At 67.3% G+C, this 16,477-nt stretch carries 14 protein-coding genes; all 14 read left to right on the top strand.

All coding sequences use genetic code 11. From position 1 onward, the window contains the following. Window position 1 precedes the first annotated feature (1 nt). Window positions 2-2,374, top strand: a complete 2,373-nt coding sequence (locus ACSYHF_RS06555) for a fimbria/pilus outer membrane usher protein (protein ID WP_447576189.1) — start codon at window positions 2-4, stop codon at window positions 2,372-2,374. After that, the gene (locus tag ACSYHF_RS06550) at window positions 2,371-3,408 is read left to right on the top strand and encodes a Csu type fimbrial protein (protein ID WP_005415859.1); all 1,038 of its coding nucleotides are present in this window, start codon (window positions 2,371-2,373) and stop codon (window positions 3,406-3,408) included. The genes ACSYHF_RS06555 and ACSYHF_RS06550 overlap by 4 nt, the downstream gene beginning before the upstream one ends. Before the next feature lie 125 nt (window positions 3,409-3,533). Then, window positions 3,534-3,779 (top strand): hypothetical protein, encoded by a 246-nt coding sequence (locus ACSYHF_RS06545; protein WP_238562382.1) that lies wholly within the window; start codon window positions 3,534-3,536, stop codon window positions 3,777-3,779. Next, the gene (locus ACSYHF_RS06540) at window positions 3,779-4,477 is read left to right on the top strand and encodes a fimbrial biogenesis chaperone (RefSeq protein WP_005415857.1); all 699 of its coding nucleotides are present in this window, start codon (window positions 3,779-3,781) and stop codon (window positions 4,475-4,477) included. The genes ACSYHF_RS06545 and ACSYHF_RS06540 overlap by 1 nt, the downstream gene beginning before the upstream one ends. A gap of 219 nt (window positions 4,478-4,696) precedes the next feature. Next, entirely contained in the window at window positions 4,697-5,503 is an 807-nt protein-coding gene (gene rpsB, locus ACSYHF_RS06535; protein ID WP_111177147.1) for a 30S ribosomal protein S2, read from the top strand. A gap of 125 nt (window positions 5,504-5,628) precedes the next feature. Continuing rightward, the gene (tsf, locus tag ACSYHF_RS06530) at window positions 5,629-6,504 is read left to right on the top strand and encodes a translation elongation factor Ts (RefSeq protein ID WP_005415856.1); all 876 of its coding nucleotides are present in this window, start codon (window positions 5,629-5,631) and stop codon (window positions 6,502-6,504) included. A gap of 259 nt (window positions 6,505-6,763) precedes the next feature. Further along, window positions 6,764-8,299, top strand: a complete 1,536-nt coding sequence (locus tag ACSYHF_RS06525; protein WP_447576188.1) for a sensor domain-containing diguanylate cyclase — start codon at window positions 6,764-6,766, stop codon at window positions 8,297-8,299. A 120-nt stretch (window positions 8,300-8,419) separates the two neighbouring features. Next, on the top strand, window positions 8,420-9,148 hold the full coding sequence (gene pyrH / locus ACSYHF_RS06520) for a UMP kinase (protein WP_005415854.1): 729 nt from the start codon (window positions 8,420-8,422) through the stop codon (window positions 9,146-9,148). 96 nt (window positions 9,149-9,244) lie between these two features. Further along, window positions 9,245-9,799: a ribosome recycling factor gene (gene frr / locus ACSYHF_RS06515; protein WP_005415853.1), complete on the top strand. Its 555-nt coding sequence runs from the start codon at window positions 9,245-9,247 to the stop codon at window positions 9,797-9,799. 5 nt (window positions 9,800-9,804) lie between these two features. Next, window positions 9,805-10,572, top strand: coding sequence for a polyprenyl diphosphate synthase (gene uppS, locus ACSYHF_RS06510; protein WP_447576187.1), 768 nt, complete (start codon window positions 9,805-9,807; stop codon window positions 10,570-10,572). Next, window positions 10,569-11,405 (top strand): phosphatidate cytidylyltransferase, encoded by an 837-nt coding sequence (locus tag ACSYHF_RS06505; protein WP_061480179.1) that lies wholly within the window; start codon window positions 10,569-10,571, stop codon window positions 11,403-11,405. Before uppS ends, ACSYHF_RS06505 begins: the two co-directional genes overlap by 4 nt. Window positions 11,406-11,407: 2 nt before the next feature. Beyond that, complete coding sequence (locus ACSYHF_RS06500; protein WP_138952850.1) at window positions 11,408-12,598, top strand: 1-deoxy-D-xylulose-5-phosphate reductoisomerase; 1,191 nt, start codon at window positions 11,408-11,410, stop codon at window positions 12,596-12,598. Window positions 12,599-12,653: 55 nt separating this feature from the next. Then, the gene (gene rseP / locus ACSYHF_RS06495) at window positions 12,654-14,012 is read left to right on the top strand and encodes an RIP metalloprotease RseP (RefSeq protein ID WP_061480177.1); all 1,359 of its coding nucleotides are present in this window, start codon (window positions 12,654-12,656) and stop codon (window positions 14,010-14,012) included. Between the two features lie 74 nt (window positions 14,013-14,086). Continuing rightward, window positions 14,087-16,450 carry an outer membrane protein assembly factor BamA gene (gene bamA / locus ACSYHF_RS06490; RefSeq protein WP_053497093.1) on the top strand — a complete coding sequence of 788 codons (2,364 nt, stop codon included), beginning with the start codon at window positions 14,087-14,089 and terminating at the stop codon, window positions 16,448-16,450. Window positions 16,451-16,477 lie beyond the last annotated feature (27 nt).

Below are 16,477 nucleotides of genomic sequence, written 5' to 3'. Positions count from 1 at the left end.
GATGGGCGCGCTGTTGGCTGCCCTGGCTCCCGCGGCGACCGAGGCCGCCGATGTGTCCGGCGTGGCCACGGCTGCTGATGTATCCGGCGTGTCGGCCGATGCGATCCTGCCCGCCCCCACCCCACTGACCGCCAGCCAGACGCTGTACCTGGATGTGTCGCTCAACAGCACGCCGCGCGGCCTGCTGCCGTTCACCGAGAACCGTGGCCGGCTGCAGGCCAGCCCCGAACTGCTGCGCCAGCTCGGCTTCAACGCCAGCGGCGATACACCGGTCTACCTGGACCAGATCAGCGGTGCGGTGGTGCGCTACGACCCCCACATGCAGACCTTGGCGCTGGACGTGCCACTGGACCAGCTGACACTGCCCACCACCGTGCTCAGCCGCCCGCAGACGCGCGCCCCCACCGGCAGCGCCTCGCCCGGCGTGCTGCTCAACTACGACGTCTACGGCAGCCGGGTGGACACGCTCGGCACCCTCAGCCTGAGCTCGGAGCTGCGCGTGTTCGGTATCGGCAATGGCACTTTCGAGAACACCGCCATCAGCCGCCGCTACCAGCAACCCGGCGATCGCCATTGGCGCGGCTCCAGCGTGCGCCTGGACACACGCTGGAGCCTGGATTTCCCCGATAGCGCAACGACCCTGGAGGTCGGCGATTTCTACAGTGGGTTCGTCGACTGGACCCGCCCCGTGCGCCTGGGTGGCCTGCAGATCGGCCGCAACTATGGCCTGCAGCCCTACCGCGTGCTGACGCCCACGCCGAGCTTCCTCGGCCAGGCCGTGGTGCCCTCCACGGTCGAGCTGTATGTCGATGGCCTGCGCCAGTACAGCGGGCAGGTGCCGGTCGGTCCCTTCCAGCTCGCAGCACAGCCCGGCATCAGCGGCACCGGCAACGCGCAGGTGGTGGTGACCGACGCATTCGGACGCATGCAGACGCTGGACTTCAGCTTCTACGGCACCCAGCAGCTGCTGGCCAAGGGCCTGTCGGACTGGTCGGTCGGCGTCGGCCACTTGCGCCGGGATTTCGGCGAGCGCTCCTTCGCCTATGACGATCGCACGGTGGCCAGCGCCAGCTGGCGCGGCGGTGTCACCGACGCGTTCACCGGCGAGGCGCATGCCGAAGGCGGCGGCGGCCTGGCCCAGGGCGGCATTGGCGGCTGGTGGCTGCTCGGCGCCGCCGGCGTGTTCAATGCCGCCTATGCGCACAGTGACTACCACGGCCTGCAGGGTGGGCAATGGGCGCTGGGCTACAGCTGGAACAACCGTCGCTTCAACGTCAATCTGCGCAGCGTGCGCAGCCAAGGCGACTACCGCGACCTGGGCGCGCTGCAGGGCAACCTGCCACCACGCATCAGCGAGCAGGCCACGGTCGGCCTGGACCTGCTGCGGCTGGGCACGCTCAGCGCCAGCTATCTGCGCCTGCGCTACCCCGACGGCGACGACAACCGCTATGCCAGCCTGTTCTGGTCGCGCACCTGGAGCCAACGCTGGTCGGCCTACCTGTCGGTGAACCAGAACCTGGACCGCAGCGATGACCGCAGCATCTACCTGTCGATGACTGCCAGCCTGGGCAACAATCGCCAGGCCAGCCTCTCCAGCCAGCGCAACGGCGACAGCCAGAGCTGGGTGGCGGACGTGACCCAGCCGGTGCCCGGCGATGGCAGTGCCGGCGGCGTCGGCTGGCGCGCACAGCTGCGCCACGGCGAGGACGGCAACGGCGGCCTGGCCGAAGTTGGCATCCTCAATGATGTCGGCCGCTATTCATTCGGCGCCTCGCGCCAGGGCGGGCTCAACTATGCCTACGCCAGTGCCAGCGGCAGCCTGGTATGGATGGGCGGGCACGCCTTCGCCACGCGCGAGGTATCCGATGCGTTCGCGGTGATCAGCACCAATGGCGTCGGCGGCGTCCCGGTGCGGCTGGAGAACCGCCTGATCGGTGTCACCGATGATCGCGGCCTGCTGCTGGTCAGTCCGTTGCTGTCCTGGCAGCGCAACCGGGTCTCGATCGACACCCTGGACCTGCCCGAAGACATGCGTGCCGACCGCATCGAGGACTGGGTCACGCCGCGCCAGCGCGCCGGCACCCGCGTGACCTTCCAGCTGCGTTCGCGGTCGTCACTGAGCCTGACCCTGCTGGCGATGGACGGCCAGCCTCTGGAGGTGGGCAGCGAGGTGCAGCTGCCTGACGGTCGCCAGGCCACGGTCGGCTACGACGGCCTGCTCTACCTGGAAGATGTCGCCGCCGGCAGCGTGCTGTACGTCACCACCAGCCATGGCCCGTGCCGGGTGAAGGTACCGGACCTGCCCAAGGTGGTGGCGTCCGGTGCCCGCCCGGAGCCGGCACCGCAGCAGTGCATTCCGGAGGTGGCGCCATGAGGGTGCTGCTGCTCTTCCTGCTGCTGTGGGCCGGCCTGCTGGCAGCGGCGCCGGCCGGCGCCACCGCGGTCTGCACGGCGGTCGCCGATCCGACCCTGCCCTTCGGCAACATCAACAGCAATGCACCCGGCCCGAGCACGGCCAACCTCAACATCACGGTGACCTGCACCACCGCCGCGCTGAGCCTGCTGGCCACCACCGGCGTGCGCGTCTGCGTGGGCATCGGCGCAGGCAGTGGCGGCGGCAGCAGTTCCACGTTCCGCACGATGGCCACCTCTACCAGCGACACGATGAATTTCCAGCTGTACAACAACGCCAGCTTCGGCCAGGTCACTGGCCTGGTCCCGCGCGGCACGCCGCCAGCGCAGGAGCTGACCATGAGCTACAACGTACCGCTGCTGACCGGCGGTAGTGGTGCGCAGACTGTGCAGCTGTTCGGTCAGATTCCGGCCAACCAGGTCCTGGCCTCCGGCGCGTACAGCAGCACTTTCAGCGGTGCCAGCGTGGTGCTGACCTGGGCCTGGAACGAGGTGCTGGCCGGTAGCGCCACCGTCCCCGCCACATGCAACGGCGGCGCAACCGGTACCAACAGCGCGAGCGCGGCCTTCAGTTTCACCGCTACCGCCAACGTGCTGCCGCAATGCGGCAGCTACGTCACCACCAACATGAATTTCGGCAACGTCACCGGCGGCATCCCGGCCAACATCGACCAGACCGCCACCCTCACCCTGACCTGCCTGAAGAACACCGCCTTCCAGGTCGGCCTGAACAACGGCCGGAACAATCCCGCCGCCACCACCACCCGGCGCATGGCCACCACCATCGGCAACAGCACCTACTACCTGCCCTACGAGCTTTACCGGGATCCGGCACGAAGCCAGCGCTGGGGCAACACCCTGACGGTCGACACGGCCAGCAGCACCGGCACCGGAAGCGCACAGCAGCTGACCATCTACGGCCGGGTACCGCCGGTCACCGGCCAGCCCCCGGCCGGCACCTACAACGACCTGGTGACGGTGACGATCACCTACTGACCTGCGTGCCGACCAACGGTCGGCACCCACCGGACGAAGGCCGTGCCGAGCGCGGGCTCGGCGCTACAGTTGCGGCGCATCCGGCCGATACCGCGCAGCGAGTCTTTCAGCACGGTGGGTGGCAGGTGGTTCGCGCATTTCTGATCGGGGCGATGCTGGTCGCCGGCACGCCGGCCCGCGCCGAACCGCGCAGCAGCACGCTGCAGATCCGGCTGACCGTGGTCGAATCCTGCAGCGACGATGCCGGCGCTCCCCGTTGCGCGGCGCCACACCAGCGCAGTGACGCCCCCAAGGTGCCGCCCCAGGTCCACGACCTCGCACCACCGGCGACAGACGACAGCGCAATGCCTTCCGTGACCCTCATCTACTGATGCGCGCGCTGCTGATCCTGCTTGGACTGCTGCTGGCGCAGCCCTCGGCGGCGCTGGAGCTGTTGCCGACCACCCTGCAGCTACCCGCCGAAGGCGGCCGCGCGGAACTGTGGCTGCGCAATCCGGGGCCCGGCCGCTGGCAGGGGCAGGTGCAGGTGCTGGCCTGGGAGCAGCAACTGGACGCCGAACGACTGCAGCCCAGCGACCGGATCCGGGTCAGCCCTGCGCGGCTGGACCTGGCCCCTGGCAGCACCCAGCGCGTCTGGCTGCTGCCAGCCGGTCCGCCAGCATCGGTGGGTGAACAGGCCTATCGGATCGTACTGGCGCCGGCCTTGCCGGGATTGCCCCGCTACTCGCTGCCGTTGTTCCGCAGCCCAGCGGCGCCAGCGCTGCATGCCCGGCTGCAGGCCCGCGTCGAGGCACTTGGGCCTCAGGCCATGCTGCGACTCAGCAATTCCAGTACGCTGCATGGCCGCCTGCACGATCTGCGATTCATAGCGGCCGACGGCCAATCGTCGCTGCTGGTGGCCGGGCTGGCCGGCTATATCCTCGCAGGCCATGAACGCCGCTGGCCCCTGCCTGCCCGCCCCGATGGCTATGTGGGCGGCCACTTCCGGGCCCGTCTGCAGGACGGCCGCGAGGTCGATCTGGCCGCATCTGACCCTGCAATTGCAGCGGACGCCCCCAGCGGGCTATAATCGACCGGATTCCTGCCGCCTGCGTGCGCGGGAGCCCGTCCACACCGGACGTCACCGGTGAATCCACACCTGCTGCCCCCATCCGTGCCGGGGTGCTCCGCGAGGAGTTCGGCCACGGAGGCAACAGGGAAGCCCAACCCCGGAACCGATCGCGCTTCCACGCGTCCCGCATACCTATCCCGCGGGCGGAATCGCTGGTTCCATATCAGGAGTATTGCAATGCCCCAGGTCACCATGCGTCAGATGCTGGAAGCCGGCGTCCACTTCGGCCACCAGACCCGCTACTGGAACCCGAAGATGGCTCCGTACATCTTCGGCGCCCGCGGCAAGATCCACATCATCAACCTGGAAAAGACCGTCCCGCTGTTCAACGATGCGATGAACTTCATCTCGTCGGTTGCCCAGAAGCGCGGCACCGTCCTGTTCCTGGGCACCAAGCGCAGCGCCCGCGAAACCATCAAGGAAGAAGCCGAGCGTTGCGGCATGCCGTTCATGAACCAGCGTTGGCTGGGCGGCACCCTGACCAACTTCCGTACCGTCAAGCAGTCGGTTGCCCGCCTGAAGGAACTGGAAGCCGGTGAAACCGACGGCACCTTCGATAAGCTGGTCAAGCACGAAGTGCTGGGCCTGCGTCGCGAGCGCGACAAGCTGGAAGCCTCGCTGGGCGGCATCAAGGACATGAACCGTCTGCCGGACGCCATCTTCGTGATCGACATCGGCCACGAAGACATCGCGATCAAGGAAGCCAAGAAGCTGGGCATTCCGGTCATCGCCGTGGTCGACACCAACTACAACCCGGAACTGGTGGACTACGCCATCCCGGGCAACGACGACGCCATCCGCGCTGTGCAGCTGTACGCCCGCGCCGCTGCCGACGCCGTGCTGGAAGGCAAGGCCGCTGCCCCGCACGCCGCTTCGGTGCGCGAGGAAGAGTTCGCTGAAGCCGCTGCTGAAGGCGAAGAGAAGCCGGCCCGCCGCGCTCCGGCCAAGAAGGCTGCCAAGAAGGGCGACGACGCCCAGGCCTGATCCAGGCCCCGGGTGGACGCCCGGCGTCCACCCTCCCTGCACGCAGCCCCTGGCGCGTGACAGGACCGTGTCACACGGGCCGGCCACCATGCCGGCCCAACCCCTTTCTTTCGTGAGGTAATCCCGTGGAAATCACTGCTTCCCTGGTCAAGGAACTGCGCGAGCGCACCGGCGCCGGCATGATGGAATGCAAGAAGGCGCTTACCGAAGCCAACGGCGACATCAACGCCGCTGCTGAAGCCATGCGCAAGTCCGGCGCTGCCAAGGCCGACAAGAAGGCTGACCGCGTGGCCGCCGAAGGCCGTCTGGGCCTGGCCCAGGACGGCGGCAAGGCCGTGCTGGTCGAAGTCAACTCGGAAACCGACTTCGTCGCCAACGATGACAACTTCAAGTCCTTCGTCAACGCCGTCGCTGCCGCTGCCCTGGCATCGGGCGCCACCGACGTCGAAGCCGTGAAGGCCGCCACGCTGGCCGACGGCCGCACCGTTGAAGAAGCCCGCGCCACCGCCGTGCAGACCCTGGGTGAGAACATCCAGATCCGCCGCATGGTCAAGGTCGACACCACCGGCAACATCGGTGCCTACGTCCACACCAACGGCAAGGTTGGCGTGCTGGTCGACCTGATCGGCGGCGACGTCGAGCTGGCCCGTGGCCTGGCGATGCACGTGGCCGCGCTGAAGCCGCCGCACAACAAGGCTGCGGACGTTCCGGCCGAGTTCGTCGAAAAGGAAAAGGAAATCGAGCTGGCCAAGATGACCGAGAAGGACAAGGCCAAGCCGGCCGACATCCTGGAAAAGATCATCAGCGGCAAGATCAACAAGATCGTCAGCGACGTGACCCTGTACGGCCAGACCTACGTGCTGGGCGACACCACCGTCGAGCAGGTGGTCAAGGCCGCTGGCGCGGACGTGGCAGGCTTCAAGCTGCTGATCGTCGGCGAAGGCATCGAAAAGGTGGTGGAAGACTACGCCGCCGAAGTTGCCAAGGCGATGCAGGTCTGATTCCAGCCCTTCGGCTGTGAAACGACCAGAAGGAGCCGCGGGAAACCGCGGCTCTTTTTTTATGCATGGGCCCAGGGATTAACCCATGGCCCACCGGTGGGTGCGCACCGTTGGTGCGCACAACCGGCACCTTTGCGTTGCGCTCGAATCAAGCCGATACTCAGTCGCAGGGAATCCTCAGTCACTTAGCAGGAACGAAAATCGCGGACTGTGATGCATTCCTAGGTATTCTTGCCCCAATGGAATTGAACGACCCGACATGCCTCCCGAGCTGACAGCTGCCCTGGCGCTCTGCCGCAACCTGCCTTCGCCACCCGGTATTGCCCTGCGCATCATCGAACTGGCTCAGGACCCGGAAGCGGACATCGCCACCGCCGCCGACATCATCGCCATCGACATGGCGCTGAGCGCTCGCATGCTGCGCATCGCCAATTCGCCGCTGTATGCCAGCCGCCGCCGCATCGAGAACCTCGGCCAGGCGCTGACCATGCTGGGCCTGAACGCCACGATCAGCCTCGCCCTCGGCTTCACCGTCACCCAGGGCCTGACCGGCGGTGGCGCCGATCATGACCTGCGCCAGCACGCGTGGAAGCGCAGCATCCTCAGTGCCCTGGCGGCCAGCCAGCTGGGCCAGGCGCGCGGCCTGCGCCGGCTGGAGGAGCTGATGCTGGCCGGACTGCTGCAGGACCTGGGCGTGCTGTGCCTGGCCCAGGCCGAGTCGGAGCGCTACCTGCCGCTGCTGCGCGAAGCACGCGACAACATCGACCTGGTTTCCCTCGAGCGCGAGGCGCTGGGCTGCAGCCACGCCGACGTCGGCGCCTGGGTGGCCGAGCAATGGGGCCTGCCCCGCTACCTGGTGGAGAGCATCAGCCACAGCGAGGACGAGGACGCCGCCGAATCGCCATTCCAGGCCTGCGTGCAACTGTCCGGCGCAGTGGCCGACATCTGGCTGGATAGCGACGCAGATGCCGCGCGCGAGCGCGCCCTGCAGCAGGTGCACGACCGCCTGGAGCTGGATAGCGCGCGCTTCGACCAGGTGCTGGCCCGCATCAGCGAGGCCCTGCCCGACATCGCCAGCCTGTTCGATGCCGGCCTCAATTCTCCGGCGCGGGTGCGCGAGCTGATCGATCATGCGCAGGAACTGGCCACGCTGCGCAACCTGCGCGAACTGCAGGATGCCGACCAGGCACGCCGCCGTGCCGACGAATTCGAGGCGCGCGCCAAGCGCCTGGCCGACCAGGCCCATCGTGATGCGTTGACCGGCGTGCTCAACCGCCGCCAGCTGGAAGCGGTGCTGGAGCAGGAATTCCTGCGTGCCGGCCGCCAGGGCTGGCCACTGTCGGTGGCCTTCATCGACCTGGACGACTTCAAGAAGATCAACGACGCCCACGGCCACCTGACCGGTGACGAGGTGCTGCGCGCGTTCGCCGGCAAGCTGCAGGGCCAGCTGCGCAACAGCGACACCGTGGCCCGCTTCGGCGGCGAGGAGTTCGTCGCGCTGCTGCCCAACACCAGCGAAAGCGTGGCCCTGGACGTGATCCGCCGGGTGCTGGCCAACATCGTCGCCACGCCGATGGCCGAGCTGGAGGGCGGGCCGCTGTTCGTCACCTTCTCCGCCGGCGTGGCCACCCAGGGCGGCTACGAGCGCTTCGCCGACGTCCAGGACCTGCTGCGCGCGGCCGACGACGTGCTGTACCGCTCCAAGAACTTGGGCCGCAACCGGGTGATCGCCCGCTCGCCGGGGGCGCTGGGCCATGACGAGCTGTCGGCCACGGCCAGCGCCGAACTGGGCTGAACGGGACGCCCCGGCTGACCGGGCGAACCACCGGATTCTGCGCCGCAGTGCACAAAACACTTTGGCACAACGCCGCATGCGCGTAGAATCGCCCGCGATTTCCACGCACCCGAGGTCCCCATGTCCAAGCTCGCCTATCGCCGCATCCTTCTGAAACTGTCCGGGGAGGCGCTGATGGGAGACGAGGACTACGGCATCGACCCCAAGATCATCAATCGCCTCGCCCGTGAGGTCATCGAAGCCCAGCAGGCCGGTGCCGAAGTGGCGCTGGTGATCGGAGGTGGCAACATCTTCCGCGGCGCCGGTCTGGCCGCCGGCGGCATGGACCGCGTAACCGGCGACCAGATGGGCATGCTGGCCACCGTCATCAACGCCCTGGCCATGCAGGACGCCCTCGAGAAGCTGGGTGCCAAGGCCCGGGTGATGAGCGCGATCAAGATCAACGACGTGTGCGAGGACTACATCCGCCGCCGCGCCATCCGCCACCTGGAAAAGGGCCGCCTGGTGATCTTCGCTGCCGGCGTCGGCAGCCCGTTCTTCACCACCGACTCCGGCGCCGCGCTGCGCGCGATCGAGATCGGCGCTGACCTGCTGCTGAAGGCCACCAAGGTCGATGGCGTGTACGACAAGGACCCGAACAAGCACAGCGATGCGGTCCGCTTCGACAGCCTGAGCTACGACGAAGTGATCCGCCGCGGCCTGGAAGTGATGGACACGGCGGCCTTCGCTCTGGCCCGCGACAGCGACCTGCCGATGCGCGTGTTCGACATGGGCCAGCCGGGCGAACTGCTGAAGATCCTCAACGGCGCGAACATCGGCACCCTGGTCCAGGGCCGCGACCCGGCCTGAGCCTGAGCGCAAAGCGACGACCGGGCCGATTCAGGCCCGGCAGCGTCCCGTATTCGCCTATAATCGCCCGATTCCAGATACATCCAGGACCGGGCGATGCTCAACGACATCAAGAACAACGCGCAGACGCGCATGGCCAAGAGCATTGACGCTCTGAAGCACACCCTCACCTCCATCCGGACCGGCCGTGCCACCCCGGCCCTGCTGGACCGCGTGACGGTCAGCGCCTATGGCAACGCCAGCACCCCGCTGAACCAGGTCGCGTCGATCTCCAACGCCGACGCCCACTCGCTGCTGGTCACCCCGTTCGACAAAGGCATGATCAAGGAGATCGAAAAGGGTCTCTACAACGCCGAGTTCACTCCGAACACGCTGGGCACCGCGATCCGCATCAACATGCCGCCGCCGACCGAAGAGCGCCGCAAGGAGCTGGTCAAGCAGGTGCAGAAGGAAGGGGAAGGCGCCAAGATCGCGATCCGCAACATCCGTCAGGACGCGAACAAGGAAATCGCCAAGCTGGTCAAGGACAAAGCGATCAGCGAAGACGAGAAGAAGCGCGGCGAAGACGACATCCAGAAGCTGACCGACGCCAACATCAAGGACGTCGACAAGGTCGTTGCCGACAAGGAAAAAGAACTGCTGTCGGTCTGAAGTCGATGCCTTCAGTCCCGCCTCCGTTGCCTGCCTCCCTGCCCCGCCACATTGCCATCATCATGGATGGCAACGGGCGTTGGGCACAGCAGCGCCGTCGCCCCCGCGTGATCGGCCACCGTGCCGGCGCGCGCGCGGTCAACCGCGCCATCGAGCGCTGCCTTGAACTGGGCATTCCGGCGCTGACCCTGTTCGCCTTCTCCAGCGAGAACTGGGGCCGGCCGCAGGAGGAAGTGGACGCGCTGATGAAGCTGTTCCTCGGTGCACTCGACCGCGAAGTGGACGAGCTGCACCGGCGTGGCGTGCGCGTGCGCTTCATCGGCGAACGCGAGCGCTTCGGCGCCGGGCTGGTCAGCCGCATGCAGCTGGCCGAGCAGCGCACCGCCGACAACACCACCCTGACCCTGTCGATCGCTGCCAGCTACGGTGGCCGCCAAGACATCGCCCGCGCCGCGCGCGCCCTGGCTGTCGAAGTGGCGGCCGGTCGCCTGCTGCCCGAGCAGATCGACGAAGCGCTGCTGGGCAGCCAGGTGGCCCTGGCCGACCTGCCGCCGCCGGACCTGTTCATCCGCACCGGCGGCGACACCCGCATCAGCAACTTCCTGCTGTGGCAGCTCGCCTATACCGAACTGTGGTTCACCGAGGCCCTGTGGCCGGACTTCGACGCCGGGCAGCTGCAGCAGGCGCTCGACGCCTATGCCGGTCGCGAGCGTCGTTTCGGCCTGACCAGCGCCCAGATTGCCGCACTGGCCACCGAGACTTCCAGCCCATGACCAAGACCCGAGTCCTTGCCGCGCTGATCATGGCGCCGCTAGCCATTGCGGCGATCCTGCTGCTGCCCACGCAATGGCTGGCCGCCGCCGCCGCCGCCGTGCTGCTGATCGGCCTGTGGGAATGGCTGAAGCTGGCCGGTATCGAAGACACCCTGGCGCGCACCGTGCTGCTGGTGCTGAACCTGCTGCTGATGGTGCTGCTGGTCTGGGCCGATGGCAGCACCCTGGTCCTGTTCCAGATAACCACGCTGGCCGGCGTCGCCTGGTGGCTGGCCGCGCTGGTCTGGTTGCGCTTCTTCAACTTCGGTGCACAGCCGTCGGCACCCTCGCGGATCCTGAAGATGCTGGCCGGTACCCTGGCTATCGTCCCGGCCTGGGCCGCGCTGGTGCTGATCCATGCCGGCGGCGATCCGCCGGGCCAGCAGGGCCACCTGTGGCTGCTGGCTGCGCTGGCGCTGGTGTGGGCGGCCGACTCGGGCGCCTATTTCGCTGGCCGCCATTTCGGCAAGCACAAGCTGGCGCCGCGGATCAGCCCCAACAAGACCTGGGAAGGCCTGTTCGGCGGCCTGCTGGCCGGTGTCGCCGTGGCCCTCGGCCTGGGCTGGCTGGCTGGCATCGATGCCGCACACCTGCCCGGCCTGTTGATCACCGCGGTGGTGGCGGTGTTCGCCTCGGTCCTGGGCGACCTGTTCGAGAGCCTGATCAAGCGCCATGCCGGCGCCAAGGACTCGGGCCACCTGATCCCGGGCCACGGTGGCGTGCTCGACCGGGTCGACGGCGTCCTCGCCGCCGTGCCGGTGTTCGCGCTGGGCAAGGAAATCTTCGGGTTCTGACCATGAATGCTGCTGCAGACCTGCGCCGGGTCGCCGTGTTCGGCGCTACCGGCTCGATCGGCGCCTCCACGCTGGACGTGATCGCCCGCCACCCGCACCGCTACCAGGCCACGGTGCTCGCTGCCGGCCGCCAGGTGCAGGCGCTGCTGGCGCTGTGCCGCCAGCACAGACCCGCGCACGCGGTGATCGCCGACGCATCGCTGTTCGCCGAACTGCGTGACGGCCTGCGCGAGGCCGGCCTTGCCACCGAGGCCCATGCCGGCCAGGCCGCGCTGGACCAGCTGGCCGCCAGCGATGCCTGCGATACCGTGGTCGCGGCCATCGTCGGCGCGGCCGGCCTGTCCTCGACCCTGGCTGCCGCGGCCGCCGGCAAGCGCATCCTGCTGGCCAACAAGGAATCGCTGGTGCTGGCCGGCGAACTGCTGACCCGGACGGCCGAACGTGCCGGTGCCGAAATCATCCCGATCGACAGCGAGCACAGCGCGATCTTCCAGTGCCTGCGCTCGCGCGATGCCAGTGTCGACGGCGCCGGCGTGCGCCGGATCCTGCTGACCGCCTCCGGCGGCCCGTTCCGTGGCCGCAGCCGCGCCGAACTGGCCCAGGTCACCCCGGCCCAGGCCGTTGCCCACCCCAAGTGGTCGATGGGGCCAAAGATCTCGGTCGATTCGGCGACATTGATGAACAAGGGCCTGGAAGTCATCGAGGCCCACCACCTGTTCGGCGTGCCCGGCGAGCGCATCGAGGTGCTGGTGCACCCGCAGAGCCTGGTCCATTCGCTGGTCGAGTTCGTCGATGGCTCGACCCTGGCCCAGATGGGCCTGCCGGACATGCGCACCACTCTCGCCGTCGGCCTGGGCTGGCCGCAGCGCATCGAATCGGGCGTGGCCGGGCTGGACCTGCTGGCCCAAGGCCGCCTGGATTTCGAGGCCCCGGATACTGACGCCTTCCCCTGCCTGGCGCTGGCCTGGCAGGCGATGCAGGCCGGCGGCACCGCACCGGCGGTGCTGAACGCCGCCAATGAAGAGGCGGTTTCAGCGTTTCTTCAGGGCCGGATCGGTTTCCTGACGATCCCGGAGCTGGTTGCTAACGCTCTTTCAACACTGCCGACCCAGCCAGCCGATACACTGGAGATCCTGTTGTCCGCCGACCAGCGGGCACGCCAGCTCACCCTGAACGCCATCGACGCCGCCTGAACGACCGCCTCGCCCAGCATGACGCCGCCGCCCCTGCCCACCACTGTGAGCCTGCATGACTGACTTCATCGGATCGGTCTGGTGGATGATCGTCAGCCTCGGGCTGCTGGTCACCTTCCACGAGTTCGGGCATTACTGGGTCGGGCGCCTGTGCGGGGTCAAGATCCTGCGTTTCTCGGTCGGCTTCGGCCGGCCGCTGTGGTCGCGCCGCGACAGGCACGGCACCGAGTTCGCCATCGCCGCCATCCCGCTGGGCGGTTACGTGAAGTTCCTCGACGAACGCGAGGTCGAAGTCCACCCGCACGAGCGCGGCCAGGCCTTCAACCACAAAACCGTCTGGCAGCGCATCGCGATCGTTGCCGCCGGCCCGATCGCCAATCTGCTGCTGTGCATCCTGCTGCTGTGGGCGATGTTCGTGATTGGCAAGCAGGATTACTCGCCCACCATCGGCCGTGTCAGCGGCATCGCCGCCAGTGCCGGCCTGGCCAGCGGCGACCGCGTGCTGCGCGTGGACGACCGCCAGGTGGTCACCCTCGGCGAGGCCAGCATGGCGCTGACCGCAGCCGCGATGGACCGCCGCGACGTGAAGCTGGAAGTGCTGGATACGGCCGACCAGGTACGCACGCGCACCCTGCCGCTGTCGCAGCTGCCGGCGGGTTTCGATGAGCGGCGGGTGCCGATCCTGGCTGGCCTGCACTGGCAGTCGTGGCTGCAGCCGGCGCAAGTGGAATCGCTGACTGCGGACTCCGTGGTGGCAGGGCAACTGCAGCCAGGCGACCTGATCGTGGCCATCGATGGCCAGCGCATCGACAGCGTCGACCAGGTGATCGGCGAGATCCAGGCCCTGGGCCGTGCCGGCGGGCCGGGAATGATCGAGGTCCTGCGTGGCGGCGAGCGCCTGGCGCTGGAAGTCACCCCGCGCCAGGGCAAGGACGGCAAGGGCAATCCGGTCTGGCAGATCGGCGTCGGCTTCCCCACCAGCTACAGCCCCGCCTATGACACCCTGCTGCGCTATGGCCCGCTGGATGCGGTGACCGTGGCGGTGCGCGAGACCGGCCGCCTGGCCGCCGACTCGCTGGGCATGATGGGTCGCATCGTGACCGGCAAGGCCTCGCTGCAGAACGTTTCCGGGCCGGTCACCATCGCCCGCGTGGCCAATGTCTCGGCCAAGCGCGGCCTCGACTGGTTCCTGCAGTTCCTTGCCCTGCTGTCGCTCAGCCTGTGCATCATCAACCTGCTGCCGATCCCGATCTTGGACGGCGGCCACCTGCTGTATTACCTTATCGAGTTGGTCAAGGGCAGCCCGCTGAGCGAGCGTGCCATCGCCGCCGGCCAATACATCGGCCTGGCGTTGCTGGCCGGGCTGATGGGGTTGGCGTTCTACAACGACATCCTCGGCTTGGTCCCGCGATGAACTTTTCCACGTTGTTGCCGTCTACAGCGTCGGCATCCCGCACTAATGAAATCGACCTTCCTACCGGACGTGACATGACGCGACTCCCCAATCGCCGCCTGCTGGCCCTCGCCCTCGCCGCCGTCACCGGCGCTCCCGCCCTGGCCCAGGCAGCCGAGCCCTTCACTGTCAGCGACATCCGCGTCGATGGCCTGCAGCGCATCAGCTCGGGCACGGTGTTCACCTACCTGCCGGTGGAACGCGGCGAGACGATCACCGACAACAAGGTCGGCGAGACGATCCGCGCCCTGTACAAGACCGGCTTCTTCGAAGACGTGCAGCTGGACCGCCAGGGCACGATCCTGGTGGTGACCGTCAAGGAACGCCCGGCGATCAACAAGCTGACCGTGACTGGCAACAAGGACATCAAGTCCGACCAGCTGCTCAAGGGCCTGTCCGACATCGGCCTGACCGAGGGCGGCACCTTCGATCGCCTGAGCCTGGACCGCGTCACCCAGGAACTGCGCCGCCAGTACAACGACCGTGGCAAGTACAACGTCGACATCACCCCGACGGTGAGCCCGCTGGACCGCAACCGCGTGGACATCGCCATCGCCATCAAGGAAGGCAAGGCCGCCAAGATCCGCCACGTCAACCTGGTGGGCACCGAGAAGTTCGAGAGCAAGGACATCCTGGAGACCTGGGAGTCCAAGGAGCACAACTGGGCGTCGTGGTACCGCCGTGACGACCAGTACTCCAAGGAAAAGCTGTCCGGCGACCTGGAAAAGCTCAACTCCTGGTACCTGGATCGCGGCTACGTCGATTTCAGCATCGATTCCACCCAGGTCTCGATCAGCCCCGACAAGCGCGACATGTTCCTGACCGCGGGCGTGACCGAGGGTGCGCAGTACAAGATCTCCGAGATCAAGGTCAGCGGCGACACCATCCTCCCGCAGGAGGACGTCGAGCGCATGGTGATCCAGAAGTCCGGCGACACGTTCTCGCGTGCCCTGCTGGAATTCAGCTCGGACACCATCACCAATTCGCTGTCCAACATCGGCTACGCGTTCGCCAAGGTGAACCCGATCCCGACCACCAACCGCGCCGAGCAGACCGTGGCCATCAACATGCAGGTCGTGCCCGGCCCGCGCGTGTCGGTGCGCCGCATCCTGTTCCGCGGCAACACCCGCACGTCCGATGAAGTGATGCGTCGCGAAATGCGCCAGTTCGAGAACAGCTGGTACTCGCAGGCCGCGATCGACCGCTCCAAGATCCGCCTGCAGCGCCTGGGCTACTTCGAATCGGTGGAAGTGGAGACCCCGGCCGTCAGCGGCAGCAACGACCAGGTCGACGTCGTCTACAACGTCAAGGAAACCACCTCGGGCAGCTTCGTGTTCGGCCTGGGTTACTCGCAGTCCTACGGCATGACCACCTCGGTGCAGCTGTCGCAGAACAACTTCCTCGGTGGCGGCAACCGCGTGTCGGTCGAAGCCTCGCGCAGCAGCTACCTGCAGCGCTACGGTTTCAGCTACACCAACCCGTACTTCACCGATGACGGCGTGTCGCTGGGCTACAACCTGTCCTGGCGCGAACTGGATTACTCGGACTTCAACACCGCGCAGTACAACAGCACCAACGGTGCCGCGCAGGTGGTGTTCGGCGTGCCGCTGACCGAGACCGACACCGTCTCGCTGATGTTCGGCATCGACAGCAACCAGATCACCACCTACCAGGGCTCCACCCCGCAGTCGATCATCGACTACATCAACGCCGTCGGTAAGCGCACCTTCCATGCCTGGCGCACCGAGCTGGGCTGGGCGCGCGACTCGCGCAACGACTACTTCATGCCGACCCGCGGCACCTACCAGCGCGTGGGCCTGGAAACCACGCTGCCGGGTTCGACCATCGAGTACTACAAGCTGAACTACCAGATCAGCAAGTACTGGCCGATCATGCCGTCGCTGGTGATCAACACCCGCGCCGAAATCGGCTACGGCGATGCCTACGGCAAGGACTACACCCGTACGCTGACCAATCCGGATGGCACCACCCGCACCGTCACCGCAAGCGGCCTGCCGTTCTTCGAGAACTTCTACGCCGGTGGTACCAACTCGGTACGCGGCTTCGAGGACAACACCCTCGGCCCGCGCGAAGTCACTACTGGTTATCCGGAAGGCCAGCCGCTGGGTGGCTCGCTGAAGACCGTCGGTTCGGTGGAAGCCTACTTCCCGCGCCTGTTCGACAGCCCGTCGGCGCGCGTGTCGGCCTTCGTCGACTTCGGCAACGTGTATACCGGCGTGGACAACTTCAAGGCCAACGAGCTGCGCGTATCCACCGGTGTGGCCCTGCTGTGGCGCGCCCCGGTCGGCCCGATCTCGATCAGCTACGCCTTCCCGCTGAAGAAGGAAGACGATGACAAGATCGAACGCCTGCAATTCACGTTCGGTGGGCAGTTCTGACGAACCGCGAGGCGGTTCGCCAGAACT

The sequence above is a fragment of the Stenotrophomonas maltophilia group sp. P373 genome (genome assembly GCF_053295075.1).
Note: the sequence above shows the minus strand (reverse complement) of the source record. Positions and strands in the feature narration are given on the sequence as shown.

What these genes read in the sequence shown, in the direction of transcription:
- ACSYHF_RS06555 (WP_447576189.1), top strand. Translation starts at nt 2, where the DNA reads ATGGGCGCGCTGTTGGCTGCCCTGGCTCCCGCGGCGACCGAGGCCGCC.
- ACSYHF_RS06550 (WP_005415859.1), top strand. Translation starts at nt 2,371, where the DNA reads ATGAGGGTGCTGCTGCTCTTCCTGCTGCTGTGGGCCGGCCTGCTGGCA.
- ACSYHF_RS06540 (WP_005415857.1), top strand. Translation starts at nt 3,779, where the DNA reads ATGCGCGCGCTGCTGATCCTGCTTGGACTGCTGCTGGCGCAGCCCTCG.
- rpsB (WP_111177147.1), top strand. Translation starts at nt 4,697, where the DNA reads ATGCCCCAGGTCACCATGCGTCAGATGCTGGAAGCCGGCGTCCACTTC.
- ACSYHF_RS06525 (WP_447576188.1), top strand. Translation starts at nt 6,764, where the DNA reads ATGCCTCCCGAGCTGACAGCTGCCCTGGCGCTCTGCCGCAACCTGCCT.
- pyrH (WP_005415854.1), top strand. Translation starts at nt 8,420, where the DNA reads ATGTCCAAGCTCGCCTATCGCCGCATCCTTCTGAAACTGTCCGGGGAG.
- frr (WP_005415853.1), top strand. Translation starts at nt 9,245, where the DNA reads ATGCTCAACGACATCAAGAACAACGCGCAGACGCGCATGGCCAAGAGC.
- uppS (WP_447576187.1), top strand. Translation starts at nt 9,805, where the DNA reads ATGCCTTCAGTCCCGCCTCCGTTGCCTGCCTCCCTGCCCCGCCACATT.
- ACSYHF_RS06505 (WP_061480179.1), top strand. Translation starts at nt 10,569, where the DNA reads ATGACCAAGACCCGAGTCCTTGCCGCGCTGATCATGGCGCCGCTAGCC.
- ACSYHF_RS06500 (WP_138952850.1), top strand. Translation starts at nt 11,408, where the DNA reads ATGAATGCTGCTGCAGACCTGCGCCGGGTCGCCGTGTTCGGCGCTACC.
- rseP (WP_061480177.1), top strand. Translation starts at nt 12,654, where the DNA reads ATGACTGACTTCATCGGATCGGTCTGGTGGATGATCGTCAGCCTCGGG.
- bamA (WP_053497093.1), top strand. Translation starts at nt 14,087, where the DNA reads ATGACGCGACTCCCCAATCGCCGCCTGCTGGCCCTCGCCCTCGCCGCC.